Raw genomic sequence first — 23,985 nt, forward strand, 5'->3', positions numbered from 1 at the left:
GGCTGGATGGGTCCTCCTGACGGCTTCACCGATTTCGTGCTCATCAAGGGCATGGGGTTCGTGCGCTACGGCCTCGTGCTCACCGGCGACCAGCGCGAAGGCGTCCTGCTGGCCCAGGAGGCGCTGGCCGGGCTGCGCATGGCGAGGACCGGCCACCCCGACACCTTCGTCGGCACGGCGATGGCCCGCCTGTTCGTGCGCCAGCGGCGGCGCCGGGCGGCCCAGGGGGTGCCCGAGGCCGAGATCGCCGGGCACGGCGGCGATCCGGACGTCTGGCGGCAGCTGGCCGAGCTGCCTCCGCTGGCCAGGGCGGTGATCGTGCTCCGCTCGTACGGCGGGCTGTCGAACGAGGACATCGCGCGCGTCCTCGACCTGCCCGCGGCCAGGGTGCGCGACCAGAGCGTCGCCGTCCGGCAGGACGACCTGGTCAGGACCCTGGAGGCGGCGGCCGCGACGGCTCGCCCCGCCGATTTGCTGTCGGGCCTGTCGCGGTTGCGGCGGCGCCGTACCGGCAGGCGGTTACGGTCGGCCGCCGCCGCGGGCCTCGCGCTGGCCACGGTCACCGGACTGGTCGTGCTGGTCAGGCCGACGGTCGCGGCGCCCGCCGACCATGTCTCGGCCGCCGCCAGGCCCGTGCCCGCCAGGGTCGGGCTGGCCAGGGCGGCCCAGGAGGTGTGGCCGCGCGCGGTCTCCAGGCTGCCCGCCCGGTCCGCCGACGGGCTGGTCTACCAGCCGGCCATCGCGATCGACGACCGGCGCGTGGTGCTGCTGGCGCAGAACCGGCTCGGCCACGGCGACGTGCGGCTGGACGTCTACGACGCGGCCACCGGCCGGATCGGCCGGTTCGCGAAGCTGCCGGCGGGCGACGAGGTGCGCTGGTTCGCCACGGACGGCCGGCTCGTGGTGTGGAGCTCGCTCGGGCTGCGCGCGGACGAGACGCTGGAGACGCGGTTCTGGCGCGTGCCGGTGAAGGGCGGCAGGCCGCGCCTGGTCACCAAGGCCGCGCAGGGCGACCGGTCGGCCCCGCCGGAGGCCCGCTTCCAGGTGGGCGACGGCCACCTGTTCTGGAACACCGGCCAGGCGGTCTACCGCCGGCCGCTGTCCGGCAGGGGCGGCAGGGAGAAGGCCGGCGAGGGGCTGTGGCTGCTGGCCTGGCCGTGGGCCGCCGACCTGGCGAAGGGGACGTTGACCGACCTGGAGTCCGGGCGCTCGCGAGCGTTCGTGACCGGCGGGCAGGGGGTGGCGCGGTGTTCGCCCGACTGGTGCGTGGAGCGCCACCCGATCTCGGGGATGACGCTCGCGCGCAGGACGGACGGGTCCGGCACGGTCGAGTTGCCGGGGACGACGGCGAGCGGGCCGGTGCTGAACCGGTTCGTGGTGCTCCGGCTGCGCGCGGGGTTACAGGTCATCAAGGATCTGCGCGCGGGGACGCTGGCGACCTTCGACCCCGCCGACCCGTCGATGGCGGTCCGCCTGGGCGACAAGAACGATCCGGGGACCCTGCTGGCCTGGAGCGACACCGACGGCCGCGACCTGTGGATCCTCAACCTGAAAGCGGTGCGCTGACTCCGTAGGCGCGCAGGAACGCCGCCACCGCCGTCTCGGCCAGCCGGTCGAGCTCGGCGTCGGTGTAGGAGGCGTCCCCACCGCAGAACATGACCCTGTTCACCGGGATCCACAGCAGCAGGCCCATGAGGTGGTCGGCGGCCAGCCGGGGGTCGTCCAGGTGGAGCAGGCCGCGCTCCGCCAGGCGCCCGAAGCAGCCGGTCAGCGTCGCCAGCACCCGCTCGAAGCCCTGCTCGTACCAGGTGCGGCCCAGGTCGGGGAAGCGGTCGGCCTCGGCGATGATCAGCCGCCGCAGGCTCAGCACCTCGGGCCGCAGCAGCGAGCCGAGGAAGGCGCGGGCCAGCTCGCCCAGGGCCCGCCGGGGATCGTCGCTGTCGTCGAAGGCCGCCGTGACCATCCGGGTGAGGTGGTCGATCTCGCCGGTCGTGTCGAGCACGAGGTGGGTGAACAGCTGCTCCTTGTCGGTGAAGTACTTGTAGACCGTCTGCTTCGACACCGCGGCGAGGGCGGCGACCTCGTCCATGCTCGCGCCCACGTAGCCGTTGCGCAGGAAGACCGCCTTGGCGGCGTCGAGGATCTGCCTGCGCTTGAGTGCCGTGCGACCCACTTCCGTTGTCATGGTCCGGATAGTACTAGACAGTTCCGTACCGGTCTCAGTACTGTACCGTCTAGTTCCAAACATTGAAGGACGGACATGATGAGCGAACTCCAGAAGCTGGTGCAGCAGGCCGCCGACGACCTGGTCGAGTCGGGCCGGGAGCGGGGCCTCCAGGTGGCCGTCTACCGTGACGGCCGGCAGGTCGTGGACGTGGTCGCCGGTGTGGCCGACCCGGAGACCGGCCGGCTCGTGACGCCCGGCACGCCGTTCTACAACTTCTCCATCGGCAAGGGTGCCACCGCCACCGTCGCCCACGTACTGGTGGAGCGCGGGTTGTTCGGCTACGACACACGCGTGGCGGAGCTGTGGCCGGAGTTCGGGGCGCACGGCAAGGAAGGCGTGACGGTGCGCCACGTGCTGACGCACACCGCCGGGGTGCCCGGCCTCCCGCTGGACACCACGCCGGAGGACGTCTGCGACTGGGACACGATGGTCGCCGCCCTCGAGAACGCCGAACTGTGGTGGGAGCCGGGCACCCGCATGGGCTACCACGCCTACACGTTCGGATTCCTCGTCGGCGAGATCGTCCGGCGGGCCACCGGCAAGCCGATCTCGCAGGTGCTGCGCGAAGAGGTGAGCGGGCCGCTCGGCGTGGCCGACGAGCTCTACTTCGGCATGCCCGCCTCGGAGCACCACCGGCTCGCCCGCCTGGAGGACGCCTTCATGGACATGTCGGCGTTCGCGGACATGCCCGAGGACCTGCCGATGTTCAAGGCCGGCCCGATGGACCTGATGCCCACCGCCGGGCTGGGCAGCCGCCCCGACTACCTGTCGGCCGACATCCCCGCGGGCGGCAAGACCTCGGCCAGGGCGATCGCCCGCATGTACGCCGCCCTGCTCGGCGAGGTGGACGGCACGCGGCTGATCTCGCCCGACAGGCTGCGCGAGGTGACGACCACGGCCTTCAGCGGCGTGGACGAGGTGTTCGGCATGCCGTCGGCCTGGGGTCTCGGCTACGCGATCGGCCGGCCGGGATCGGCGCCCGAGGAGACGCCGACAGTGTTCGGCATGGCCGGCGCCGGCGGCAGCGTGGCCTACGCCGACACCGCCACCGGCCTCGCCTTCGCCGTCACCAAGAACCGGCTGACCAACGACTTCGACACCGTCACCACGCTCGGCGACATCGTCGCCCGCGGCTAGCCTCCCCGGCCCCGGGCCGGTCAGGGTTCCAGCCACACCGCCGTGTCGCACGGCAGCAGCCCGTCCCCTGTCGGCCCGCTGGCCAGCAACACCGCCGAGTGCGGCGGCAGCCGTACCGGGTCGGGGCCGAGGTTCACCACGCACACCACCCCTGTGTCCCGCGTGAACGCCAGCACGTCGGGGCCCAGGTCCAGCCAGGTCAGCGACCCGTCGCCGAGCCGGTCGCGGCGCAGGCGCAGGGCCGTGCGGTAGAGGGTGAGCATGGATCCCGGGTCGCCGGCCTGCGCCTCGGCGGTCAGTTCCTTCCACTCCGGCGGCTGCGGCAGCCACGGCTCTCCCGCGCCGGGGCCGAACCCGAACGGCGGCGCGTCGCCCGACCACGGCAGCGGCACGCGGCAGCCGTCCCGTCCGGGGACGGTGTGGCCGGACCTGGTCCACATGGGGTCCTGGCGCAGGCGGTCGGGGATGTCGTCGACCTCCGGCAGGCCGAGCTCCTCTCCCTGGTAGACGTAGACCCCGCCGGGCAGCGCCATCGCCAGCAGCGCCGCCGCCCTGGCCCTGCGGCGGCCGAGCGCCAGGTCGGCGGGCACGCCGTCCCTGCGGTCGGCGTGGTCCCACGAGGTGTCGGCTCTGCCGTACCTGGTGACCACGCGGGCGACGTCGTGGTTGGACAGCACCCAGGTGGGCGGCGCCCCCACGGAGGCGTGGGTCGACAGCGTCAGCGAGATGCTTGCGCGCAGCGCGGCGGACTCCCACGGGCAGGCGAGGAAGTCGAAGTTGAAGGCGGTGTGCAACTCGTCCGGACGCAGGTAGCGGGCGAAGCGCTCCTGGTCGGGCAGCCAGACCTCGCCGACGAGGATCCGGTCGTCGTACTCGTCGGCCACCCGCCGCCAGCCGCGGTAGATGTCGTGCACGCCGTCGAGGTCCTCGTAGGCGGTGGCCGACTTGACCAGCAGCGCGGCGGAGTCGACGCGGATGCCGTCGGCGCCCCTGTCGAACCAGAAGCGCAGCACGTCGTGGAACTCCTGACGCACCTCGGGGTTGTCCCAGTTGTAGTCGGGCTGGCCCGGGTCGAACAGGTGGAGGTACCACTGGCCGTCGGCCACCTGCGTCCACGCGGGCCCGCCGAAGATCGACCGCCAGTCGTTGGGCTCGTCGCGGAACCAGAAGCGGTCGCGCTTCGACCGGTCCCGCAGCGCCTCCTGGAACCACGCGCTGGCGGTGGAGCTGTGGTTGGGCACGACGTCGATGATGACCCTGATGCCCAGCCCGTGTGCCTCCCCGATGAACGTCTCCGCCTCGGCCAGCGTGCCGATCGCGGGCTCGATGTCGCGGTAGTCGGCCACGTCGTAGCCGCCGTCGGCCATGGGCGACGGGTACCACGGGGTGAGCCAGATCGCGTTGATCCCCAGGTCCTTCAGGTACGGCAGGCGCTCCCGCAGCCCGGCCAGATCGCCCACGCCGTCGCCGTCGCCGTCGGCGAAGCTGCGCGGGTAGACCTGGTAGATCGCGGCGCCCCGCCACCACGTGTCGGACATTGCGCTCCTAACCCTTGAGACTTCCGGCGGTGAGTCCCGCCATGATGTGCCGTTGGAAGAACAGGAAGATGACGATCGTCGGGAGGCTGGCGATCACCAGGGCGGCGGTGAGCGCGTTGGTCGGCATCGTCTGCGAGAGCGAGTTGATGGCGACGCTCACCGTCATGCGATCGGTGTCGGGCAGCACGAGCAGCGGGTAGACGAAGTCGCGCCACACGTTGACCACGGTGAAGATCGACACGACGCCGAGGATGGGCCGCGAGACCGGCAGCACGATGGACCACAGGATCCGCGCGGGCGACGCGCCGTCCATCTCCGCCGCCTCGATGAGCTCTCGGGGGACGGAGTCGAAGAAGCGTTTGAGCAGGAAGATGTTGAAGCCGTTGGCGGCGGCCGGCAGCCAGATCGCCCACGGGGTGTTGAGCAGGTCCAGGTCGACGACGGTCACGTAGAGGGGCAGGATGAGGACCATCGGCGGGATCATGAGCGTGGCCAGCATCATGCCGGTGATCAGCTTGCCGAACATCGGGCGCAGCTTCGACAGCGCGTAGGCGGCCGAGACGTCCACGGCCAGCGTGAACAGCCAGGCCCCGGCCGCGTAGAGCGCGGTGTTGCGCAGCAGCAGCCCCAGGTCGAGCAGGTTCCACGCCTCGGCGTAGGCCTCGAGGCTCGGATCGCGCGGGATGAGCGTGGGCGGGATCTGGTCGAGCTCCTCCGGCGGCTTGAGCCCGCCGGTCACCATCCAGTAGAGCGGGAACAGGAAGACCGCGGTGCAGCCGGCCACCGTCGTGACCAGCACGGTCCAGTAGATCGCCCGTCCGCCGCGGGTGTTGAGCTGGTGCGGCGAGACCAGGGTGCGGAACCGGGTCTCGATCCGGCGCCGGGCGAGCCTGCGCGGCCGGGGCTCGCGGTGCCGTACGGCGGTGGCGATCATGAGGTCTCCCGCGAGACGCGCAGGTACACGGCGGAGAAGACGATGAGCACGATCATGAGCATCAGGCCCATCGCGCCTCCACCTCCGAAGTTCCCGAAGTTGAAGGCGTACTGGTACATCAGGTACGCGACGGTCACTGTGGCGTTCTCCGGGCCGCCGCCGGTGAGCATGAACGGCTCGATGAACACCTGCATGGTCGCGATGATCTGCAGCAGCAGCATCACCAGCAGGATCAGCCTGGTCTGCGGGATGGTGACGTGCCGGATCCGCTTGACCAGGCCGGCGCCGTCGAGCTCGGCCGCCTCGTACAGCTCGCTCGGGATGGTCTGCAGGGCGGCCAGGTAGATGAGCGTGCCGCTGCCGAGGTTCATCCAGGTCGAGACGATGACCAGGGAGATCAGGGCGGTGTCGGTCGAGTCGAGCCAGGCGAGCGGCGGCAGGCCGACCAGGCCGAGGATCTGGTTGAACAGGCCGGGTCCCGGGTCGTAGAACCACTTGAACAGCAGGACGGACACGGCGGGCGGCAGCATCACCGGCAGGTAGACCACGAAGCGCAGGTACGCCTTGGCGTGGCGGAGCTCGTTGAGGACGATCGCCGCGGTGAAGGGGACCACGTAGCCGATCAGCAGGGCGAGGCCGGTGAAGGCCGCGGTGTTGAGCCAGGCCTGGGCGAAGGCGGGGTCGGCGACGACCGTGGCGAAGTTGTCGAGCCCGACCCAGGTCGGCGGGTCGACGAAGTTGTTCTCCTGGAGGCTCAGCAGGACCTCGCGGACCATCGGCCACCACGAGAAGACGGCGAAGCAGATCAGGGCGGCCGACAGGAAGCCGTAGGCGGTGAGGTTGCGTCTCACCTCCCTGCCGGTCCTGGAGGGGGGCCTGCGTCCCGAGCTTGCGACGTTCAAGGGGTCACTCCTGGTGATCTCGACTGCTGCCGCCGGCCCGGGGGACGGGCGGGTCCCCCGGCGCCCTGGGCGCGGGGACCCGCCGTCCGCATGGCCGGCGCGCACCGCGGGGTGGTCTAGCTGGACTTGACCAGCACGTCGTTGACCTTGGCCTCGGCTTCGGCGAGCAGCTTGTCGACGTCCGCGTCCCGCCGGGTGAGGACGGCCGACATCGGGGTGTCGAGGATCTGGTAGATCTGCTGGTTCATCGGCGGCTCGAGCTTGAGCGGGACGGCGGCCATCCCGTCCACGTAGGCGGTGAAGTTCTCCAGCGGCAGCGTCGCGTTGCTCCCGCGCAGGTCGAGCAGCTTCCGCCCGGTCGGGCTGTCGCCCCAGACGTTGTTGTCGGGAAGGCCGACCGCTCTGCCCGTCGCCTTCTGCCGCGCGTAGTCGAACTGGCCCCTGCCGGGGGTCAGGACGTAGTAGTCCAGCCAGAGCAGGCCGGCCTTGATCTGCTCGGGGGTGGCCTTCGGGTTGAACATGTAGCCGTCGCCGCCGCCCAGCGTGGCCTTGGCCTCGGGGAAGGCGGCCAGGCCGAAGTCCTCGTAGGCGGCCTTGCGGTTGTCGTGCAGTTCGGTGATGACGTCGGGTGCGCCGAGGATCATCCCCATCTTGCCCGCGCCCATGAGGCGCATGAGGTCGTCCCACTGGTAGAGCTGCTTGGTCCCCATGCTGTTGTCGGTCCAGCGCATCTCCTTGAGGTTCTGCAGGACCGCCTTGCCCTCGGGGCTGTTGAAGGCGGCCTTCTTGCCGCTGTCGTCGACGATCGCGCCGCCCCTGCCGTAGATGGACTGGGTGAAGTGCCAGCCGCCGGTGTTGCCCGCGCTGTACTCGCCGTAGCCGATGTAGCCGGGGCCCAGCGCGCTGATCTTCTTGGCCGCCTCGCGGATCTCGGCCCAGCTCTTGGGCGGCGTGTTCGGGTCGAGTCCGGCCTGGGTGAACAGCTTGCGGTTGTAGACGAGGCCGACCTTGTAATTCCCGCGTGGAACGCCGTAAGTCCTGCCGTTGACGGTGTATGCCGCCATCACGCTGGGGTCGATGTCCTTGAGCGTGCTGACGGTGTCGACGTAGGCGGTGATGTCGGCGGCCTGGCCCGCCTTGATCGCGGTCTGGACGTCACCGAAGTAGCCGTAGAAGACGTCCTCCATCTGGCCGCCGGCCAGCTTGGCGTCGTACGTCTTCACGTCGTGGCAGGGGAAGCCGTCCTTGCTGTCGACGGTGATGTTCGGGTGCAGCTTCTGGAAGGCGGCGACGTCGTCGTCCCAGTCCTTGCGCTGCAGGGGGTTGGTCTTGGGCGGCTGGCAGCCGACGGAGATCGTGACGGGCGCGGCCTGGGCCGTCCCGCTCACCGCGGGCGCCGGCTTGTCGGGCGTGGAGCCGCAGGCGGCGACCGGCAGGCTGAGGCCGGTGACGATCAGCAGGCCGAGTGCTCTGCGGGAGCTGCTCATCGGTCTGGACCCTTCTGATGGGGATGGGGAGGCCCACACGATAAGCAGCATCGACAGATCACTGCAAGATTTTGACAGCTGATTGAAATATAACGACTCCATGACAGCCGTAGCTCGCCGCGACCCATGTGCACACCCGCCCGCCGCCCGCCGGGGGGCTTGTGTGCGGGAACGCCGAGAAGCGTCAGGGCAGGCAGCCGTGCACGGCGATACCCGGGCGGTCGAGCACCCGGCAGGAAGCCGGCCCGCTCCCTGCCGGCGGGGCCGCCACGCGGGCGGGCCTACTGGACGCACGCGGGCTTACTCAACGCGCGGGCCTGCTGGACGCGGGGGCGTGGAGGGGTGCAGGCCTACTGGACGCGAGGGCGTGGAGGGGTGCGGACCTCCTGGACGCGGGGGCGTGGAGGGGCGCGGGCCTCCTGGACGCGGGGGCGTGGAGGGGTGCAGGCCTACTGGACGCGGGCCGTGGAGGCGCGCACGACGAGCTCCGGTTCGAACAGCAGCTCGTCGGCAGGCACCACCGCCTTGTCGATCAACGCCACGAGCAAGTCGACGGCCGCCCGCCCCATCGCGTCGATCGGCTGGCGGACGGTGGTGAGCGGCGGGTCGGTGCAGGTCATCAGCGCCGAGTCGTCATAGCCGATCACGGACAGGTCGTCGGGCACCTTGCGCCCGGCCCGCCTGGCCGCCCTGATGGTGCCGAGCGCGAGCAGGTCGCTGGCGCAGATGACGCCGGTGACTCCCTTGCGCACCAGCCTGGTCGCGGCCGCGTGGCCGCCCTCCAGCGAGAACATCGTGAACTCGACCAGGTCGTAGTCGCCGCCCCTTGCCAGGAAGGCGTCGAGCTTGCGCCTGGACGGCACGTGGTCCTTGGGGCCGAGCACCATGCCGATGCGTTCGTGGCCGAGGGCGCGCAGGTGGCCGAGCGCCATCTCGGCCGCCACGGCGTCGTCGGAGGACACCTGCGGGAAGCCCAGGTGCTCGACGGCCGCGTTGACCAGCACGGTCGGAAGTTTGCGTTCGAGGATGAGCTCGTAGTGCTCGTGCGAGGCGTCGCCCTGGGCGTACAGGCCGCCGGCGAAGACCACCCCGGAGACCTGCTGCTGCAGGAGCAGGTCGACGTAGTCGGCCTCGGAGACCCCGCCGACGGTCCTGGTGCACAGCACGCTGGTGAAGCCCTGCTGGGCCAGCGCTCCCCCGACCACCTCGGCGAAGGCGGGGAAGATCGGGTTCTGCAGTTCGGGCAGGACCAGGCCGACCAGCCGGGCGCGGTCACCGCGCAGCTGGGTGGGACGCTCGTAGCCGAGCACGTCGAGTGCGGTCAGCACGGCTTCGCGGGTCGCCTCGGAGACGCCCGGCTTGCCGTTCAGCACCCGGCTCACGGTGGCCTCGCTCACCCCGACTTTCTTGGCCACCTCTGCCAGTCGACGCGTCATGCGCAAACTATACGCCGATCCACGTAAGTCATTGCAAGTGCTTGCAGATTCGCTTGCGTTCATGGAGAACGACCCGGACGCGCTCGTCCATAGCCTCAGCTGCGCCGATGTTCCGTGAAATCGATCCTTATGGCCTGTCGTGAATTTGCGAAAAGTAGTCGAAATATTGCAGGCTGCCATCTTATAGTGCAGTCACTCCCCCATGACAGACGTACCCTCGCGTTACTCGCCGCGCTGGCGCTCGCGGTCCTCGGCCTGGCGCCCCCGCCTGGTCCGGGGCTGACCGCCGGACAGCGTGCTAGGGGTGCGCCGACGGGCGGAAACGGTATGCGAGTTGATCTGTTCGACCTCACCTGGTTTGCCATCGCTTGAGGAACTGATCATGCTGTAGAGCGTGACTGATCGGGACCCATCGTTATCGGCGCAGTTACGCATCACGCGGGCGAACGCGCGGTTCCAGCAGTGGCAGGCGCTGCTGGGAAACCGGGCCAAACGGCAGCGGGCCAAGGAGTTCCTGATCCAGGGCGTACGCCCGATCAGCCTGGCGATCGAGTTCGGCTGGCCGGTGCACGCGCTCATCTACGACGCCGAGCGACCGCTGTCGAGCTGGGCGAAGCAGATGCTGAAGGAGGCCGGCGGCGAGCGGGTGTCCATGGCCCCCAACCTGTTGCGGGAGCTGGGCGGCAAGGACGAGGACGTGCCCGAACTGGTGGCGGTGGTCGGGCTGCCCGACGATGAGCTGTCCCGTATCCAGGTGGGGCCGTCTTTCCTGGGCGCGGTGTTCGACCGGCCGAACACTCCCGGCAACATCGGGACCATGGCACGCTCGTTGGACGCGTTCGGCGGCGCTGGTCTGATCGTCACCGGGCACGCCGCCGACCCCTATGATCCTCGTTCGGTGCGGGCCTCCACCGGGTCGCTGCTGGCGCTGCCGGTGGTGCGGTCCCACTCCCACCGAGAGGTACTGGCGTGGGTGGCGGAGCTGCGCGGCCGGGGCTTGCCGCTGATGGTGGTGGGCACCGACGAGAACGGCAGTCGCGAGGTCGCCGAACTGGACTTGACTGGCCCCACCCTGCTGGTCGTCGGTAACGAGACCACCGGGCTGAGCGCGGGATGGCGGCAGGCATGCGACACGATGGCGCGCATTCCGATGGCCGGCTCGGCCAGTTCCTTGAACGCCGCCAGCGCGGCGACCGTGGTGTTGTACGAGGCCGCCCGCCAGCGCCGCAGCGGGACGAGCGGGTCGAGTCCGTGATGCTGCCCGTGCGCGACCGCGTGACCCTCGTGCGCAAGCGCTGACCCCTGACCCCTCCGTCACACCGGCCCCGATGCCGGCTGTGCGCACCTGCCTGCGAACGGGGTGGTCGGCGCGGTGGTCAACGGGTCACGCGACGGTCAGAGGCCGCCGAGGTCGAGGCGTGCGCGCAGGGCGCTGGGCGTCTCGGCGAGATGCTTGCGAACCGTCCGGGTCAGGTGCGCGTGATCGGCGAAGCCGTACATGGTGGCCAGTTCGGCGAACTGGGCGCCTCCGTCGGCCATGTGTTCCAGCACGGCCCGCACCCTCAGTTCGTTGCGATACTCGCTGATCGTGCGCCCGGTGACGTGGCGGAAGATCCTTCCGACATGCTTGGGCGAGGCGCCGACCAGCCGGGCCAGGTCCGCGACACTGTCGTTGAGGTGACCGCAGGAGAGCGCCTCTTGCACGGCGATGGTCATGCGGCGGTGGATCACCCGCGTCGTGGGCGGCATACCGGGGCCGGGCCGCTCGGTCCGCGGCGGGAGAGCCGCCAGCAGGCTCTGCAACCGTTCACCCACCTCCAGGTGGTCAGCGCCTCTCCTGCAGGCGGACAGCAGCTCGCGATGGCGCAGGTCGAGCAAGGCGGTGATTGCCAGCATCCAGCCTGGAGCGCCCTGGACGCCCGCGACGTATTCGTCGTAGGCGTCAGGGGTCAACATGATCCAGGTGTAGCGGATCTCGCTCGCCGACGGATAGGCGAAGCGCTCTTCCAGCCCTTTTCTGGTCAGGTAACCGCTGGCCGCGTCGAGGAAGGAGTCCTGCCCCGACGCGTGCCGGCGGAAGCCCCCCATCCGCATCAGCACCACGGCGTCGCCGACGTCCGGAGCCCACGACGACCAGCCCTTGACCTGCCCTCCACTGCGGATGTCATGAACGGACATGCCCAAGCTGGGATCCTTGCCGAGTTCCTGTCGCCGCATGACATCCAGACTCGCCGCCCGATCGCCTTCACCGCCGTCGAAATCATCGCGGTTCGGCAACACATGGACCAGTCGCGCGATCTTCCAACAGAGCGCCACGCCCGCGACGGCCCCGGTGAGGCTCTCGCGGCGGGAGGCGCGGGCGCGGCCGGCGGTGAGGGCCGGCGGCGAGCCGAGGATGCGAATGTCGGACGCCGTGATGGCGAACGACCGGCGTCAGCGAATCGGCTGGATCAGCTGGGTGCGCCAGGTCGCCGGGGCGGGCCAGCTCGACGGATCGGGTTGTGTGCTGAGGTCGAACCAGTGGTAGATCTCCCACGCCCCACCGTCAGGCTCGCGGTCGTGCTCCTTCAGCCATGCGCCCAGCAGGGCGTAGGTGTCGCCCAGGCTGTCGTGCGATCCGAGGTGCCACGTGGCGACGGCCGTGCCACCCGGCAGCTCGGCGGAGGCGACACGTCCCGCGCTGACAGGACGTCCGGCCACGGGCACGCCGACCTCCACGTCCGTCTCGCCCTCCTCGAAGGTGTGGTACCTGACGAAGGGCTGTCCCTCCACGCTCACGCCGGGCTGCTGGGTGTACTTCCACAGTTCCGAGAACCCTTCGCCCTGAGCCTCCGACAGGCGGGCGATCGCGACCGTCATCCTGATGCTCGCCGTGATCTGGGGATCGCGGTGGAGGATCTCGAAAGTGTGCCCGTGCGGCTGTTCCGTCATCGTCGTCCTTTCCTGGCCTGCAGGTCGTGCCTCATCCTTTCGGAGCCGGTCGGATCGACGCTTGAACATCGGTGCGCGACTGCGCCCGCCCCCTCAAGATCGGCCGATCCACCGCCTACTCAGCACTCGCGCGACGCTGACCAGCAGCTGTCCCACTCGCATACCGTTTCCGCCCGTTGGCACCCCTAGCAAGATCGTTCTCATCGACAACGGCTGTCCGGCGGTTCCTCAGCCCCGTGGTCCGCGGGGCCCGACCTCGCCGCGGGCAGGCAGATGTCCGAGAGCAGCCACACCGACGTCTATCCCGCCGCCAACGCCACCGACGGCAACCAGGCCACCTACTGGGAGTGCACCGACAACACCTTCCCGCGACCAGGTCATGCTCAAGGTGCCGAACGGCTGGCCGAGCCGTACCCGGACGCGGGACGGGTTCCGGCGGGACGGGGCGGTGGCTTGCCGCGCGGGCGGGGTAGAGATCCCGGTATGCGCGCGTTCGCCTCGTCCGCCGACCTGACGGACAAGACCCAGACCCTGGAGATCGTCGGCGAGGGCGTCTACGCGCTCACCGCCGAGGGCGACCCGAACGTCGGCGCCGTCGAGGCCGACGACTTCCTGATCTGCTTCGAGGCCATGGCCACCCCGGCCGCCGCCCGCCAGTGGCTTGAGCGGCTGCGCGAACACACCGACAAGCCCGTCCGGTACCTGGTCCTGTCGCACTACCACGCCGTCAGGGTGCTGGGTGCCTCGGCGTTCGGCGCGGACGTCATCGTCGCGCACGAGAACACCAGGTTCCTCATCGAGGAGCGCGGCCTGCAGGACTGGGAGTCGGAGTACGGCAGGATGCCGCGCCTGTTCAAGGATCCCGGCTCGATCCCCGGCCTGACCAGGCCGACGCTGACCTTCACCGACACGGTCCGTATCGACCTCGGCCGGGGCAGGTTCCTCGAGCTCCGGCACCTCGGCAGGGGGCACACCGAGGGCGACATCGTGGCCTGGCTGCCGGACCAGCGGATCCTGTTCGCCGGCGACCTGGTCGAGGCGCGGGCGGCCCTCTACACCGGCGACGCCTTCCACCGCGAGTGGTCGACGACCACGCTCGACCGTGTCGCCGCGCTCGGCGCCGCGACCCTGATCGGCGGGCGCGGGGCGGTCACGTGCGACGTGCCGGCGGCGATCGGGCAGACCCGTGACTTCCTCGAGGTGATGCTGCGCGAGGTCGGTGCGGTCCACCGGCGGTCGGGCACGCTGAAGGAGGCGTTCGAGGCCGCCCACGCCGCGCTGGCGCCCCGGTACGGCCGCTGGCCGATCTTCGAGCACTGCCTGCCGTTCAACGTCTCCAGGCTCTGGGACGAACTGGACGGCGTCGAACGGCCCATCATCTGGACGGCGGAACGGGACAGGGCGGTATGGAACCAGCTCCAGTCGTGATCGCGGGGGCCGGCCCGGTGGGGCTGGCCACGGCCCTGCTGCTGGCCAGATGGCGGGTGCCGACGGTGGTGCTGGAGGCGGCGGCCCGCCGCGACCCCACGGGCTCGAAGGCGATCTGCTTCCAGCGCGACGTGCTCGACATCCTCGACCGGGTCGGCGTCGCCGCCCCGATGGTCGCCGAAGGCGTCACCTGGACCACCGGCCGCACCTACTTCCGCGAGCACGAGCTGTTCTCGGTGACCTTCCCCAGGGCGGAGGTACCGCCGTGGATCAACATCTCGCAGGCGCGGGTCGAGGAACTGCTGTGCGCCCGCGTCGCCGCCGAGCCGCTCGTCGACCTCAGGTACGGCAGCGCGGTGATCGGCTACCGCGAGGACGCCGACGGCGTCGACGTTCTCACCGGCGACGGGCCGGTGCGCGGCAGCCACCTGGTCGGGGCGGACGGTCCGCGCAGCGCCGTACGCCGGCTGGCCGGGATCGGCTTCCCCGGCCGGTCGTTCGCCGACCTGTTCCTCATCTGCGACATCAAGGCCACGCTGCCCTTCCCCAGCGAGCGGCGCTTCTACTTCGACCCGCCGTGGAACCCCGGACGGCAGGTCCTCGTGCACCAGTGCCCCGACTCGGTGTGGCGGATCGACTGGCAGGTGCCGCCCGGCTTCGACCCCGGCACGGCCGACGTCGACGCGATGATCAGGCGGATCGCGGGCAGCCTGCCGTACGAGATCGTGTGGTTGACCGTCTACCGCTTCCACTCGCGGGTGGCGGCCGCCTTCGGGCGGGGGCGGGTGTTCGTGGCCGGCGACGCCGCCCACCTGTTCGCGCCCTTCGGCGCGCGGGGCCTGAACTCGGGCCTGCAGGACGCCGAGAACCTCGCGTGGAAGCTCGCTCTGGTACGGCGGGGCGCCCCCGCCGCGCTCCTGGACTCCTACGACGTCGAACGACGGGCCGCCGCGCTGGTCAACCTGGCGGTGACCGGCAGGACGATGGAGTTCCTGGTCCCGCAGAGCGCCGAGCAGTGGGAGTGGCGCAGGCAGGTGCTGGAGCGAGCAGTGCGCGACCCGCAGGCGCGGCGGTCGATCGACTCGGGGAAGCTGGCCGAGCCGTACTGGTACGTCGACTCGCCGCTGACGACACCCTCCCTCGTGCCGGTGCCGGCCGAACCGGGGGCGGCTCGGCCCCCGGTGCCCGGCGTGATCTGTCCCGACGCGCGGGTGCCCGGTGGGCGGCTGCGGCAGCGCTTCGGCCCCGGCTTCACGGTGCTGGTGGCGCGCGCGGACCGGGTGGAGCCGGCCGCGGCGGCCGTGGCCGGAGTCGCGCCCGTCGAGGTGGTCGCGCTCCCCGGCCTGGGCCTCGACGCGGGTCTGCTCGACGCGGGTGCCGACAGCGTGCACCTGGTCAGGCCGGACGGGCATCTGGCGGCCGTACTGCCTGCCTTCTCCGCCGCCGGCCTGGCCGCCGCGCTCCGCAGGGCGACGGGCGATCAGCGGCGCGTGCGGTGATAGTGCAGCACCCCCAGGTCGATGGCGGCGAACAGGGCCACCGCCGCGGCGATGGCCGTCTCCCACCACCAGACCTCCCGGCCCGTGCGCATCGCCAGGACGGTGAACACCACCGTTCCGACGAGCGCCAGGGGCAGCGCGACACTCGACATGATCGTCCTGGCACGCAGCGGGCTCCGCGCGCTGACGGGCTCCGTGCCCTCAGGATGCCGCTGCCACATGACCGCTCCTCTCCGGCTCCTCTCACGCCAGGCAGCGCAGCGCTGTCGCGATCCTCTGGTCGACCGCGTGCTCCGGAGTCGTCCTGCCCACGGTGGCCTCGACGAACGCGGGGAACGACAGGCTGTCGCTGGCCCCGTCGGTGTACACCCACACGTGGTCGGCCATCGTCTCCACCTGCACCTTCGCACCCTGCTCGGCCAGCACCTGCCTGGCCAGCTGCAGCCGCCACCAGGTGCGCTGGTCGCGTTCGTCGTCCGAGACGGGCGCGCCCACGTCGTCGGCGTGCGTGGCGTACTCGGAGTCGTAGTGGTAGGTCTGCATGTCGACCGGGTACGGCCCCGCGGACGTCTGCAGGACGCCTTCGCGGCCGAGGGCGCGCATCCGCTCGCGGGTCTCCCCGTTCTTGGTCCGCCACTCCTCCAGCACCTGCTCGACGGGCAGTTCGCGGCGCTGCTCGACGCACCACTGGTTGAACTGGTCGAACCCCTTGACACCCTCGCGCTCGACCAGGTCGAAGAACCCCTCCACGTCGCCGTCGAGGCAGGCGTGGTTGTAGAGCTCCTCGCCCGCCAGGTGCGCGAGCACGTCACGCACCGACCAGCCGGCGCACCGGGTCGGCCGGTCCCACTCTTCCTCGTCGAGCGAGGAGAAGAACCTGTCGAGCCTGGCCGCCTCGGTGTCGAAGATGTCGAAAGGATCGAATTCCTTCAACTGCTCCATACCGAGAGCGCTACCCCGGCTCCGGGCCGTCACGCCTGCCGGCGGGCACTCACCGCAGGTAGGAGCCTCGGGCTCGGCGATGCCCCGCATCGTCGCGCGAAAAAGCCGGCCCGCGTGCGCGCGGACCGGCTTTCTCAGTGGTGCTCAGTGGTACTCAGCCGAGCTCAGTGGTGCTCAGTGGTGCCAGCTGTAGACGCGGACCCAGTCGGTACGGCTCTCCGAACCGTTGGTCTCGTCGTCACCGTCGTAGACGGCCTTGAACGTGCCGCTCTTCCAGGCGCGGGTCTTGGCGCTGAACTTGCCGCCCCACCGGGTCTCGGTGCTCGTGACGTACTTCCAGCCGCTGGAGCCGTTGGCGCGGAAGTAGATCTCGACCTCGCCGCCGCGCAGGCCGTCCCAGCCCTCGTCGTCGACCTGAAGGCGGCCGGAGAACCAGATGCTGCGGCCCTTCTTCACCGGGTCGGGGTTGGCCCTGAAGCTGGTGATGCGGGTGTCGGCCTTGCCGCCCTTCACCTCGACGTCGAAGGTGGCCTTGTCGCGGTCGGTCTCGCCGCCCTTGGTGGCGGTGGCGATGGCGCGCCACTTGCCCTCGTCACCGGAGCTGAAGGGGACCGTGAACTTCCAGTTGTCCCCGTTGGGGATGACGCTGACGTTCTTGGCCGCGAACGTGCGGATGTCGCTCACCGGCTCGACCCTGAGCTCGACCTTGGCGTCCTTCGTGGCCTCGACGAAGAACGTGGCCGTCGTCTCGCCGCCCTTGGCGACGACGACGGGGTCGGGCTGGATGTCGTGGATCTGGACGTCAAGGGTGGTGCGAGCCTGAGCGGCGGTGCCGCCGGTGACAAGCAGAGCGCCACCCATGGCGGCGGCGATGAGGCCTGCTGCGATCTTCTTCATGAGGGTGCTGATTCCTCTCCCCGTGTTGATGGGGTCAGGCTCGGGATTGCCCGACCCCCTCTATCACTTAGAGGCACACTAACGAGAAAAGGTTGACTCGAGAGAGGGGAAAGTTTTGCTCACAAAACGATCATTTGTGTGACCTGGGATTCTGATGTGAAAAATTATGATTCTGTAGTGTTGATCACATGAGTGACGTCTACACGATGGGCGAGCCCCTCGGTGTGGTGTCCAGCGGCCGGATCCGCCACGACGGCGAGGCGCGCATCGACGTGGGCGGACCCGAGCTCACCCTCGCGATCGCGCTGGCCAGGCTGGGTCACCGGGTGAGCTTCCTCGGCAAGGTGGGCGCCGACGAGCTGGGCGCGCGGATCACCACGGTGCTGCGCGGCGAGGGCGTGGACGTCTCGGACGTGCGCGAGGACGGCACCGCGCCCACCGGCCTGCTGTTGAAGGAGTCGAGAGTCGGCCATGATCCCCGCGTCACCCATTACCGCGTCAGGTCGGCGGGCTCGCGGCTGTCACCGGGAAACGTGCCCATCGACAGGATCGCCGCCTCGCGCCTGCTGCACATCACCGGAGTAACCCCCTCGCTCGGCCTGGACCCGCGCGACGCGGTCGAGACCGCCGTCGGCGCCGCCCTGACCGCCGGGGTCCCCGTGTCGATGTCCGTCGACTACCACGCCGCACTGTGGCCCTCGCTCACCGAGGCCGAGGAGGTGCTGGGCGCGCTGGCGCGCAGGAGCTCGCTCCTGTTCGTCCGGCAGGACGAGCTCGACCTGGTCAAGCCGGCCCTCACTCCCGACAGGGAGGTCGTCGTCACGCGCGGCCCGAAGGGCGCCAGCGTGCGCTCCGGCGGAGTCCGCTACGACGCGCCCGCGCTGCCGGTGCCGGTCGTCGACACCATGGGCGCCGGGGAGGCGTTCGCGGCCGGGTACCTCAGCGCCGTGCTCGACGGGCTGACCCCGCAGGAGCGGCTCGGCAGGGGCGCCGCGCTCGGCGCCGCCGCGGTGACCAGCGCCAGCGACTGGCAGGGTCTGCCCACCCGGGCCGAGCTCGATGGCGGGATCCGGACCTCGTAACGCGGGGTCCGAATCCCGCGAGCCGGGCCGGGCACCGGCGCAGCAGGCTACGGAGCCGTGCTGCTTCGTATCGATGATGTGCGTCGCGACTTCGGCCTGCTGTGGGCAGGGCAGTCGCTTTCCCTGTTCGGCGACCAGTTCATGAAGCTGGCGCTGCCGCTGGTGGCGGTGACCGCGCTGGACGTGTCGCCCGCGCAGGCGGCGTTGCTGCCGTTCGCGCTTTTCCTCCCGTTCCTGCCGCTCGGCCTGCCCGCCGGGGCGATCGTGGACCGGCTGCCGCGCCGTACGGTGATGCTGGTCTGCGACGGTGTCCAGATTGCCGCGTTCGGCGCTGTCTGGGGGTTGCTGGCCACGGGTGCGCTGACCTTCCCGCTCCTGCTCGGGCTGGTGCTGGTGAGCGGCTGCGCGGTGGTGTTCTTCCAGGTGGCCTACTCCTCCTACCTGCCCTCCCTGATCCGCGACCGCGAGCGCCTGCACTCCGGCAACGCCCGCCTGGCGCTGTCGGAGTCGGTGTCCAACACGGTGGGCCCGATGGCGGCGGGCCCGCTCATCCAGGTGCTCGGCGTGGCGGGCGCGGTGGCCGCCAACGTGCTCAGCTTCGCCGCGTCGGTGCTGTCGCTGGCGTTGATCAGGCACAGGGAGCCGGTACGGCAGGCCCCCGCCCGGGAGCGCGGCTGGCTGCGCAGGGACATCGTGGAGGGCCTGCGCTTCGTGGCCGGCCACCCCCTGCTGGAGCCGATCATCGCCTGCGGCACCAGTTACGTGCTCTTCCTGTCGATGCTCGAGACGAGCCTGGTGCTCTACTGCCGCGACGTGCTCGGCCTGTCGCCGCAGTGGATCGGCGTGGTGCTGGGCGCCGCGGCGGCGGGCCACCCCATCGGCACCCTCGCCTCGGCGCGGCTGGTACGCCGGTTCGGCGCGCCGCGCACGCTGGTCGGCGCGGCCGTCGTGTCGGTGGCGGGCATCGTGTCCATGCCGGTGCTCGGCACCACGGTGGGCGCGGCCGGGCTGGTCGCGGCGAGCATCCTGCACTGCGTGGGCGAGGGGGCCTTCAACCCGACCTCGCTGACGCTGCGGCACACGGCCGCCCCCGCCGCGCTTCTCGGCCGGGTCGGCGCGGTGCACCGCTTCCTCATCTGGGGCGCCGTGGCGGTCGGCGCGCTGCTGTCCTCCGCGGCCACCGCCCTGGCCGGGCTGTCGGCCGCGGTGTGGATCGGCGCGCTCGGCACGGCGCTGTGCCTGCCCGCCCTGGTACGGCGGGGCGTGCGCGCCGCCGCGTTCGGCCGGAGGGGCGCGATGTCCTTGCGCGACGGTTTGCCAACCGAGTGATTAACCTATTAAAAAGGTAGGCAATACAGAACATGTTGTCGGAAAGGACTCCATGCCCCCGGACGAGCCCGCCCCCTCCGGCGCGCGACCGACCACGACCGATGCCCACTTCTCCTCCTTCGAGAGCGCCGCGAAGGCCTTCGCCGACGAGCACGACCTGTTCGGCGCCGACCTCACCGGCCTGGTGGCCGCCATCACCGCCATCGGCGACTTCGCCGGCGACGACGACAGAGGCGTGAAGTTCAAGCGCGACTACGTGAAGCACGCCACCGATGCCGCCACCTACGTCGAGGCGCTGCGGGACGCCTACCCGGAGATCGCCGCCCGCCTGCGCCTGTCGACCGTCAGTCTCGACGTGGCCACCTGGGCCACGATCAAGGCGACTCCGAAGGTGCCCGCACCGCCCACCTACCAGCCGTGATCGGAGTTCCCTTGACCGAGCCCACCATCGACACCGAGGTTCGCCGGCTGCTCGCCGACTTCGAGGCGGAGATGCGCCCCCTCCACGAGGCCAGGCAGCGCATGGCCGACGTCCGCGGCCACGGTGAGGCCGCGGACGGGCTGGTCCGCCTGGAGGTCGTCCCCGGCGGCGCCCTGTCCGGCCTGACGATCGATCCGCGCGCGATGAGGCTGGGCTCGGCGGCGCTGGCCGAGGCGGTGCTCGAAGCCGCGCGGGCCGCCGCGGCCGACGCCGCGACACGTGTGTCGGAGACGATCGACGACACCATGGCGCCCTACATCGAGGACGCCAGGCGCTTCTACGACTCCCTCTAGCCTCCCTGGCGGCTCCACCCCTTGCCGAGCTGCCCCGCGCCGACCAGGAACTTGCTGATCATCTGCTGCCAGGTCGGCAGCAGGCCGGCGGGGTCGTCGAGGATGTCGCCAGGCCGGTTCAGGGCGTTCGCGGTCACCGTGAACACGCTCGACCCGGCCAGGAACACCACGTACTTCTGCAGGTCCGCGTTCTTCGGCAGGATCTTGTCGACGCCCACGCGCTTGAAGTTGGCCGGATCGATGCTGTAGAAGACCATGGCGGCGGCGAAGTTCTTGCCCATGGCGACGAGGTTGTCCTCCAGCGAGCCGATGTCGTCGCCGAAGGCGAGCTTGACGCCGTCCACGATGATCTGGTCGGCGATGGCGTAGAACAGGCTGCCCGAGACGTACTCGGCCAGCCTGAGCAGGAGCTTGGCCTGCACCTTCCGCATCGCCCTCCGCGCGAACCAGGTCGTCATCCCGCCGATCTCCGGCCAGGCCATGAACATCAGCATCTCCAGGTAGGAGATGATGGCCATCTGGAGGACCTTGCGCTGGGTGTCGTCCAGCACGTCGGCGTAGTCGTCGCACACCTTGGCCAGGCCGCGCGCGTAGGCGGAGACCTGCGGCGGGTACGGCTTGAGCCGATCCCGCCAGTAGGCCTCGAACGCGTCGACGCCCTCGCCCGTGTTGGTCTTCCACACCGCCTCGGCGACCTCGTCCATGTCGCGCAGGCTGGTGTCGACGCGCGCGGCGATGCGCCGCCACACCGCCGCCACCTCGCGGGCCTTGCCGGGGTCGCCCTCTGGCCACTGGACGAGCAGCATGATCCCGACGAAGGTCGTGATGCTCATGCTGCCCAGGGGATAGACCGTCAGGCGACTGAGGGCCACGCGTCCTCCATTTTCCCTATATTTCAGGTTTGTTCAGTAGCTTATATCCTTCCGAACCAAAGGACCGGTCAGCCGAGAGACATCCGGGTGGAGGCGCGGACGGCGTGCAGCCCGGACAGCACGACGCACACGACCACCACCAGCAGCAGCAGGCGATGGTCGATCAGGGTCACGACGACGGCGCCCGCCGCGACGGACAGCAGCTGCCCGCCGCCGCTCAAGGCGTCGAAGGCGGTGGAGACGCGCCCCACCACCTCGTCGGGGCTGCGGCGCTGGAGCAGGGTGCGGACGGCGACGCCGGCGAGGGTGAGGCTGATCCCGGCCAGCGCCATCGAGGCGACCATCGCGGTCTCGGCAGGCACCAGCCACATGCCGATGGCCACGCCGTACAGGGCGATGCCCGCGCCGACCATGCGCAGCTCGCCGAGCCTGTCGACCAGACGGGCCACCACGAAGCCGGCGGCGATGGCGCCGACGCCCATGGCTGTGGAGGTGACGGCGGTGAACTCCGGCGGGCGGCCCAGGCCCTCGATGACCGCGAAGATGATCGACTCGGTCAGCCCGGCGGCCAGGAACATCAGCACGAACGCGGTGACGGCCGGGCGGATCGTCCGCTCGTGCCTGATGTGCCGCAGCCCCGCGGTGAACTCCTCCCGCCAGTGGCCCGGCGGACGCCGCGCCCCGCGGGCCGGCGCCGGGAGCACGGCGAAGGCGACGGCGGCGAGGACGAAGGTGGCCATGTCGAAGGCGACGGCCGCCCACAGCCCCGCACTGGTGTAGACGGCCACGCCGAGCAGCGGGCCGAGCAGCCTGGCCCCGTGGCGGGTGGTCTGCAGGGCGTTGTTGGCCTGCGCCAGCAGCGCGTCGGGCAGCATGGTCTTGAGCAGGCCGCTCAGCGCGCCGAAGATCACGGTGTAGGAGCAGCCCATCGCGGCCGACACCGGGTAGACCAGCCAGTAGGTCGCCCGGCCTGTCACCAGGGCCAGCGGCAGCAGCGCGACGGCCGAGACGAGACAGGCCCCGACGAGAAACCGCCGCCGGTCCACCCGGTCGATCACCATGCCGAAGAACGGCGCGAAACACATCGGCGCGGTGAAGAAGAACAACGCCAGCCCCGCGGCCCCGTCGGAGCCCGTCATCTTCTTCGCCAGAATCGACGGAATGAGCAGCAGGGAGGCGTCCCCCAGCAGACTCGCGGCCATTCCGAAGAACACCAGCCGGAAATCCCGGCGGCCGAGGACGGCACGCATCAAACCAACCGGCGCATGGCCCGGCCCGTCGGCAGGACGGGAATCGCGTTGTGCACCATGGAGAAGGTGTCCATTCCGGGAACGACGACCGTCACGACCGGGCAGCCGGGGCCGCCGGGATTCCACCGGAACAGGTAGGCCGACAGCCCCGCGGCGGCCAGGGTGTCGAGGACGACCGCGATCTGCGCCTCGACGCCGGCGGCGGCCGGCGCGTCAGGAGGGGCCCCGGTGTACGTCAGCCGCTCCCGCAGGGGCGCCGGGTCCACCCGCGCGCACTTGTCGAGCAGCGGCCACGGCCGCAGCGACTCCAGCCTGCGCTCCAGGGTGAGGTCCACGCCGAGCGACATGTTGAAACGCGACTGCGCCAGCTCGGTCACCGCCCGCTCGATCGCGTACGCGGGGTCGAGCGACGCCCCCGACCCCAGCACGCCAGGCGGATCACCGGCCGCGACCGGCAGCGCGCAGTAGGCGGGAATCCCCAGATCGGAGGTGATGTCCAGGACCAGAGCCGCCTCGTGCGGCACGGCGGCGATCGGCCCGTCGCCGAGATACCAGTCGAGCAGGGCGTGCGAGAGCGCGTCCCTCTCGACGACCTCCAGCAGGCCGTGCAGCACCGCCTCGTTCTCCGTCACGCCCGTGGCGGTGCCGCTGTCGTAGGCGTAACGCAGGTACGGCACGTAGCCCCGCAGGTCGTCGCCGGGAATCGGATGCTCCCTGCAGGCGGGTGACCTGGTGAAGGCCGGGTACCACAGCGGCCGCCCACCGGTCAGCGGCTCCAGCAGCAGGCAGGCCGGCGAGGCGGAGGGGAAGTCGCGGCCGAGCCTGGCGAGCATCTCGTCGCCCCCGATCCCCTCCTGGTCCAGGACGGCGGCGACGGGAAGCACGCGGACGCGCTCGGTGTCGAAGGGAAGCGCGGCCTGGCCGCGCTCGTGCTGGAGATGCTGCCACGCCTCGAAGAGAGCGCTCGCCCTGCTCTGTTCGCCACGCCCCTTGCCGAGCGACTCGGCCACGATCTCGCCGGAAGGGGCGAGGACCGAGCAGCGGTGGACGGGAAACTCCGACGTGCCGGCGGACACCAGTTCCACCGACAATCCCGCGTCCCTGAACAAGGACTCGATGATGCCGAGCGAATCGGCGAGGCTCACCTCGCGCTCTCTCCGGGCGCGCGAATCCACGGTCAGCGGACCGTGAACGACTCGTCGAGCAGCACCATTTCCGCGAGCGTGAGCGAGAATTCGTCTTCCAGGACGGAGGCACCTGGCTTGAGCAGGGTCACGCCGTCGGAATTGCTGTTTCCCATGACGCTCCTTTCTCGTGTTG

Annotated in this window: 24 protein-coding genes; 9 read left to right on the forward strand and 15 right to left on the reverse strand. The window is 70.6% G+C overall.

Annotated features, from left to right (window positions below; translation table 11 throughout):
• The first annotated feature begins 6 nt into the window (after positions 1-6).
• The gene (locus tag ACWDLG_RS31370; protein WP_449926868.1) at positions 7-1,566 is read left to right on the forward strand and encodes a sigma factor-like helix-turn-helix DNA-binding protein; all 1,560 of its coding nucleotides are present in this window, start codon (positions 7-9) and stop codon (positions 1,564-1,566) included.
• Here the strand turns inward: ACWDLG_RS31370 and ACWDLG_RS31375 are convergent.
• A complete protein-coding gene (locus tag ACWDLG_RS31375; protein ID WP_449926871.1) occupies positions 1,544-2,185 on the reverse strand; it encodes a TetR/AcrR family transcriptional regulator in 642 nt (213 codons plus the stop codon). The two genes, ACWDLG_RS31370 and ACWDLG_RS31375, sit on opposite strands and share 23 nt — an antisense overlap.
• 75 nt (positions 2,186-2,260) lie before the next feature.
• Between ACWDLG_RS31375 and ACWDLG_RS31380 the strand changes: the two genes are divergently transcribed.
• Complete coding sequence (locus ACWDLG_RS31380) at positions 2,261-3,364, forward strand: serine hydrolase domain-containing protein (protein ID WP_449926874.1); 1,104 nt, start codon at positions 2,261-2,263, stop codon at positions 3,362-3,364.
• Positions 3,365-3,384: 20 nt separating this feature from the next.
• Here ACWDLG_RS31380 and ACWDLG_RS31385 read toward each other — a convergent pair whose 3' ends face one another.
• The 5 genes from ACWDLG_RS31385 to ACWDLG_RS31405 all read right to left on the reverse strand — a co-directional run bounded on the left by ACWDLG_RS31385 (position 3,385) and on the right by ACWDLG_RS31405 (position 9,661).
• Positions 3,385-4,902, reverse strand: coding sequence for a glycoside hydrolase family 13 protein (locus ACWDLG_RS31385; RefSeq protein WP_449926877.1), 1,518 nt, complete (start codon positions 4,900-4,902; stop codon positions 3,385-3,387).
• Positions 4,903-4,909: 7 nt separating this feature from the next.
• The gene (locus ACWDLG_RS31390; RefSeq protein ID WP_449926880.1) at positions 4,910-5,836 is read right to left on the reverse strand and encodes a carbohydrate ABC transporter permease; all 927 of its coding nucleotides are present in this window, start codon (positions 5,834-5,836) and stop codon (positions 4,910-4,912) included.
• On the reverse strand, positions 5,833-6,738 hold the full coding sequence (locus ACWDLG_RS31395; protein WP_449926883.1) for a carbohydrate ABC transporter permease: 906 nt from the start codon (positions 6,736-6,738) through the stop codon (positions 5,833-5,835). Before ACWDLG_RS31395 ends, ACWDLG_RS31390 begins: the two co-directional genes overlap by 4 nt.
• 116 nt (positions 6,739-6,854) lie before the next feature.
• The gene (locus ACWDLG_RS31400; protein WP_449926886.1) at positions 6,855-8,225 is read right to left on the reverse strand and encodes an ABC transporter substrate-binding protein; all 1,371 of its coding nucleotides are present in this window, start codon (positions 8,223-8,225) and stop codon (positions 6,855-6,857) included.
• A gap of 449 nt (positions 8,226-8,674) precedes the next feature.
• Complete coding sequence (locus ACWDLG_RS31405; protein ID WP_449926889.1) at positions 8,675-9,661, reverse strand: LacI family DNA-binding transcriptional regulator; 987 nt, start codon at positions 9,659-9,661, stop codon at positions 8,675-8,677.
• A gap of 394 nt (positions 9,662-10,055) precedes the next feature.
• On the opposite strand from ACWDLG_RS31405, the gene ACWDLG_RS31410 reads away from it, so the two are divergent.
• Positions 10,056-10,916 (forward strand): TrmH family RNA methyltransferase, encoded by an 861-nt coding sequence (locus tag ACWDLG_RS31410; protein ID WP_449926892.1) that lies wholly within the window; start codon positions 10,056-10,058, stop codon positions 10,914-10,916.
• Positions 10,917-11,056: 140 nt separating this feature from the next.
• On the opposite strand, the gene ACWDLG_RS31415 is transcribed toward ACWDLG_RS31410, so the two are convergent.
• Together ACWDLG_RS31415 and ACWDLG_RS31420 are read right to left on the reverse strand one after the other, a co-directional pair.
• Positions 11,057-11,977, reverse strand: a complete 921-nt coding sequence (locus tag ACWDLG_RS31415; RefSeq protein ID WP_449926895.1) for a helix-turn-helix transcriptional regulator — start codon at positions 11,975-11,977, stop codon at positions 11,057-11,059.
• 117 nt (positions 11,978-12,094) lie between these two features.
• The gene (locus tag ACWDLG_RS31420; protein WP_449926897.1) at positions 12,095-12,592 is read right to left on the reverse strand and encodes a GyrI-like domain-containing protein; all 498 of its coding nucleotides are present in this window, start codon (positions 12,590-12,592) and stop codon (positions 12,095-12,097) included.
• Between the two features lie 483 nt (positions 12,593-13,075).
• On the opposite strand from ACWDLG_RS31420, the gene ACWDLG_RS31425 reads away from it, so the two are divergent.
• Together ACWDLG_RS31425 and ACWDLG_RS31430 are read left to right on the forward strand one after the other, a co-directional pair.
• Complete coding sequence (locus tag ACWDLG_RS31425; protein WP_449927083.1) at positions 13,076-14,020, forward strand: MBL fold metallo-hydrolase; 945 nt, start codon at positions 13,076-13,078, stop codon at positions 14,018-14,020.
• The gene (locus tag ACWDLG_RS31430) at positions 13,999-15,519 is read left to right on the forward strand and encodes an FAD-dependent monooxygenase (RefSeq protein ID WP_449926900.1); all 1,521 of its coding nucleotides are present in this window, start codon (positions 13,999-14,001) and stop codon (positions 15,517-15,519) included. Before ACWDLG_RS31425 ends, ACWDLG_RS31430 begins: the two co-directional genes overlap by 22 nt.
• Here ACWDLG_RS31430 and ACWDLG_RS31435 read toward each other — a convergent pair.
• The 3 genes from ACWDLG_RS31435 to ACWDLG_RS31445 form a co-directional block, all read right to left on the reverse strand.
• Complete coding sequence (locus ACWDLG_RS31435; RefSeq protein ID WP_449926903.1) at positions 15,501-15,740, reverse strand: DUF6343 family protein; 240 nt, start codon at positions 15,738-15,740, stop codon at positions 15,501-15,503. The genes ACWDLG_RS31430 and ACWDLG_RS31435 overlap by 19 nt on opposite strands.
• Positions 15,741-15,762: 22 nt before the next feature.
• Complete coding sequence (locus ACWDLG_RS31440) at positions 15,763-16,461, reverse strand: maleylpyruvate isomerase family mycothiol-dependent enzyme (protein ID WP_354918985.1); 699 nt, start codon at positions 16,459-16,461, stop codon at positions 15,763-15,765.
• Between the two features lie 174 nt (positions 16,462-16,635).
• Positions 16,636-17,358, reverse strand: coding sequence for a hypothetical protein (locus ACWDLG_RS31445; RefSeq protein ID WP_354918982.1), 723 nt, complete (start codon positions 17,356-17,358; stop codon positions 16,636-16,638).
• Between the two features lie 188 nt (positions 17,359-17,546).
• Here ACWDLG_RS31445 and ACWDLG_RS31450 point away from each other — a divergent pair, with 188 nt between their 5' ends.
• The 4 genes from ACWDLG_RS31450 to ACWDLG_RS31465 are packed head-to-tail and all read left to right on the forward strand — an operon-like array spanning position 17,547 to position 20,543.
• Complete coding sequence (locus tag ACWDLG_RS31450; protein ID WP_449926907.1) at positions 17,547-18,440, forward strand: sugar kinase; 894 nt, start codon at positions 17,547-17,549, stop codon at positions 18,438-18,440.
• Between the two features lie 57 nt (positions 18,441-18,497).
• On the forward strand, positions 18,498-19,769 hold the full coding sequence (locus tag ACWDLG_RS31455) for an MFS transporter (RefSeq protein WP_449926910.1): 1,272 nt from the start codon (positions 18,498-18,500) through the stop codon (positions 19,767-19,769).
• Positions 19,770-19,821: 52 nt separating this feature from the next.
• Positions 19,822-20,190, forward strand: a complete 369-nt coding sequence (locus ACWDLG_RS31460; RefSeq protein WP_449926913.1) for a hypothetical protein — start codon at positions 19,822-19,824, stop codon at positions 20,188-20,190.
• A gap of 11 nt (positions 20,191-20,201) precedes the next feature.
• Positions 20,202-20,543: a YbaB/EbfC family nucleoid-associated protein gene (locus tag ACWDLG_RS31465; RefSeq protein WP_354918970.1), complete on the forward strand. Its 342-nt coding sequence runs from the start codon at positions 20,202-20,204 to the stop codon at positions 20,541-20,543.
• On the opposite strand, the gene ACWDLG_RS31470 is transcribed toward ACWDLG_RS31465, so the two are convergent.
• The 4 genes from ACWDLG_RS31470 to ACWDLG_RS31485 form a co-directional block, all read right to left on the reverse strand.
• Positions 20,540-21,415, reverse strand: a complete 876-nt coding sequence (locus ACWDLG_RS31470; protein ID WP_449926917.1) for a WXG100-like domain-containing protein — start codon at positions 21,413-21,415, stop codon at positions 20,540-20,542. The two genes, ACWDLG_RS31465 and ACWDLG_RS31470, sit on opposite strands and share 4 nt — an antisense overlap.
• 68 nt (positions 21,416-21,483) lie before the next feature.
• Positions 21,484-22,665, reverse strand: a complete 1,182-nt coding sequence (locus ACWDLG_RS31475; RefSeq protein WP_354918964.1) for an MFS transporter — start codon at positions 22,663-22,665, stop codon at positions 21,484-21,486.
• On the reverse strand, positions 22,665-23,810 hold the full coding sequence (locus ACWDLG_RS31480) for a YcaO-like family protein (protein WP_449926919.1): 1,146 nt from the start codon (positions 23,808-23,810) through the stop codon (positions 22,665-22,667). The genes ACWDLG_RS31475 and ACWDLG_RS31480 overlap by 1 nt, the downstream gene beginning before the upstream one ends.
• 32 nt (positions 23,811-23,842) lie before the next feature.
• Positions 23,843-23,965: a hypothetical protein gene (locus ACWDLG_RS31485; protein ID WP_449926922.1), complete on the reverse strand. Its 123-nt coding sequence runs from the start codon at positions 23,963-23,965 to the stop codon at positions 23,843-23,845.
• Positions 23,966-23,985: the final 20 nt, after the last annotated feature.

This window comes from Nonomuraea sp. NPDC003727 (assembly GCF_053586935.1).

Bases quoted from the DNA above. Each gene is read 5' to 3' on its own strand.
- ACWDLG_RS31370 (WP_449926868.1), top strand. From the start codon at position 7: ATGGGTCCTCCTGACGGCTTCACCGATTTCGTGCTCATCAAGGGCATG.
- ACWDLG_RS31375 (WP_449926871.1), bottom strand. From the start codon at position 2,185: ATGACAACGGAAGTGGGTCGCACGGCACTCAAGCGCAGGCAGATCCTC.
- ACWDLG_RS31380 (WP_449926874.1), top strand. From the start codon at position 2,261: ATGATGAGCGAACTCCAGAAGCTGGTGCAGCAGGCCGCCGACGACCTG.
- ACWDLG_RS31385 (WP_449926877.1), bottom strand. From the start codon at position 4,902: ATGTCCGACACGTGGTGGCGGGGCGCCGCGATCTACCAGGTCTACCCG.
- ACWDLG_RS31390 (WP_449926880.1), bottom strand. From the start codon at position 5,836: ATGATCGCCACCGCCGTACGGCACCGCGAGCCCCGGCCGCGCAGGCTC.
- ACWDLG_RS31400 (WP_449926886.1), bottom strand. From the start codon at position 8,225: ATGAGCAGCTCCCGCAGAGCACTCGGCCTGCTGATCGTCACCGGCCTC.
- ACWDLG_RS31405 (WP_449926889.1), bottom strand. From the start codon at position 9,661: ATGACGCGTCGACTGGCAGAGGTGGCCAAGAAAGTCGGGGTGAGCGAG.
- ACWDLG_RS31420 (WP_449926897.1), bottom strand. From the start codon at position 12,592: ATGACGGAACAGCCGCACGGGCACACTTTCGAGATCCTCCACCGCGAT.
- ACWDLG_RS31425 (WP_449927083.1), top strand. From the start codon at position 13,076: ATGCGCGCGTTCGCCTCGTCCGCCGACCTGACGGACAAGACCCAGACC.
- ACWDLG_RS31430 (WP_449926900.1), top strand. From the start codon at position 13,999: ATGGAACCAGCTCCAGTCGTGATCGCGGGGGCCGGCCCGGTGGGGCTG.
- ACWDLG_RS31435 (WP_449926903.1), bottom strand. From the start codon at position 15,740: ATGTGGCAGCGGCATCCTGAGGGCACGGAGCCCGTCAGCGCGCGGAGC.
- ACWDLG_RS31440 (WP_354918985.1), bottom strand. From the start codon at position 16,461: ATGGAGCAGTTGAAGGAATTCGATCCTTTCGACATCTTCGACACCGAG.
- ACWDLG_RS31445 (WP_354918982.1), bottom strand. From the start codon at position 17,358: ATGAAGAAGATCGCAGCAGGCCTCATCGCCGCCGCCATGGGTGGCGCT.
- ACWDLG_RS31450 (WP_449926907.1), top strand. From the start codon at position 17,547: ATGAGTGACGTCTACACGATGGGCGAGCCCCTCGGTGTGGTGTCCAGC.
- ACWDLG_RS31460 (WP_449926913.1), top strand. From the start codon at position 19,822: ATGCCCCCGGACGAGCCCGCCCCCTCCGGCGCGCGACCGACCACGACC.
- ACWDLG_RS31475 (WP_354918964.1), bottom strand. From the start codon at position 22,665: ATGCGTGCCGTCCTCGGCCGCCGGGATTTCCGGCTGGTGTTCTTCGGA.
- ACWDLG_RS31485 (WP_449926922.1), bottom strand. From the start codon at position 23,965: ATGGGAAACAGCAATTCCGACGGCGTGACCCTGCTCAAGCCAGGTGCC.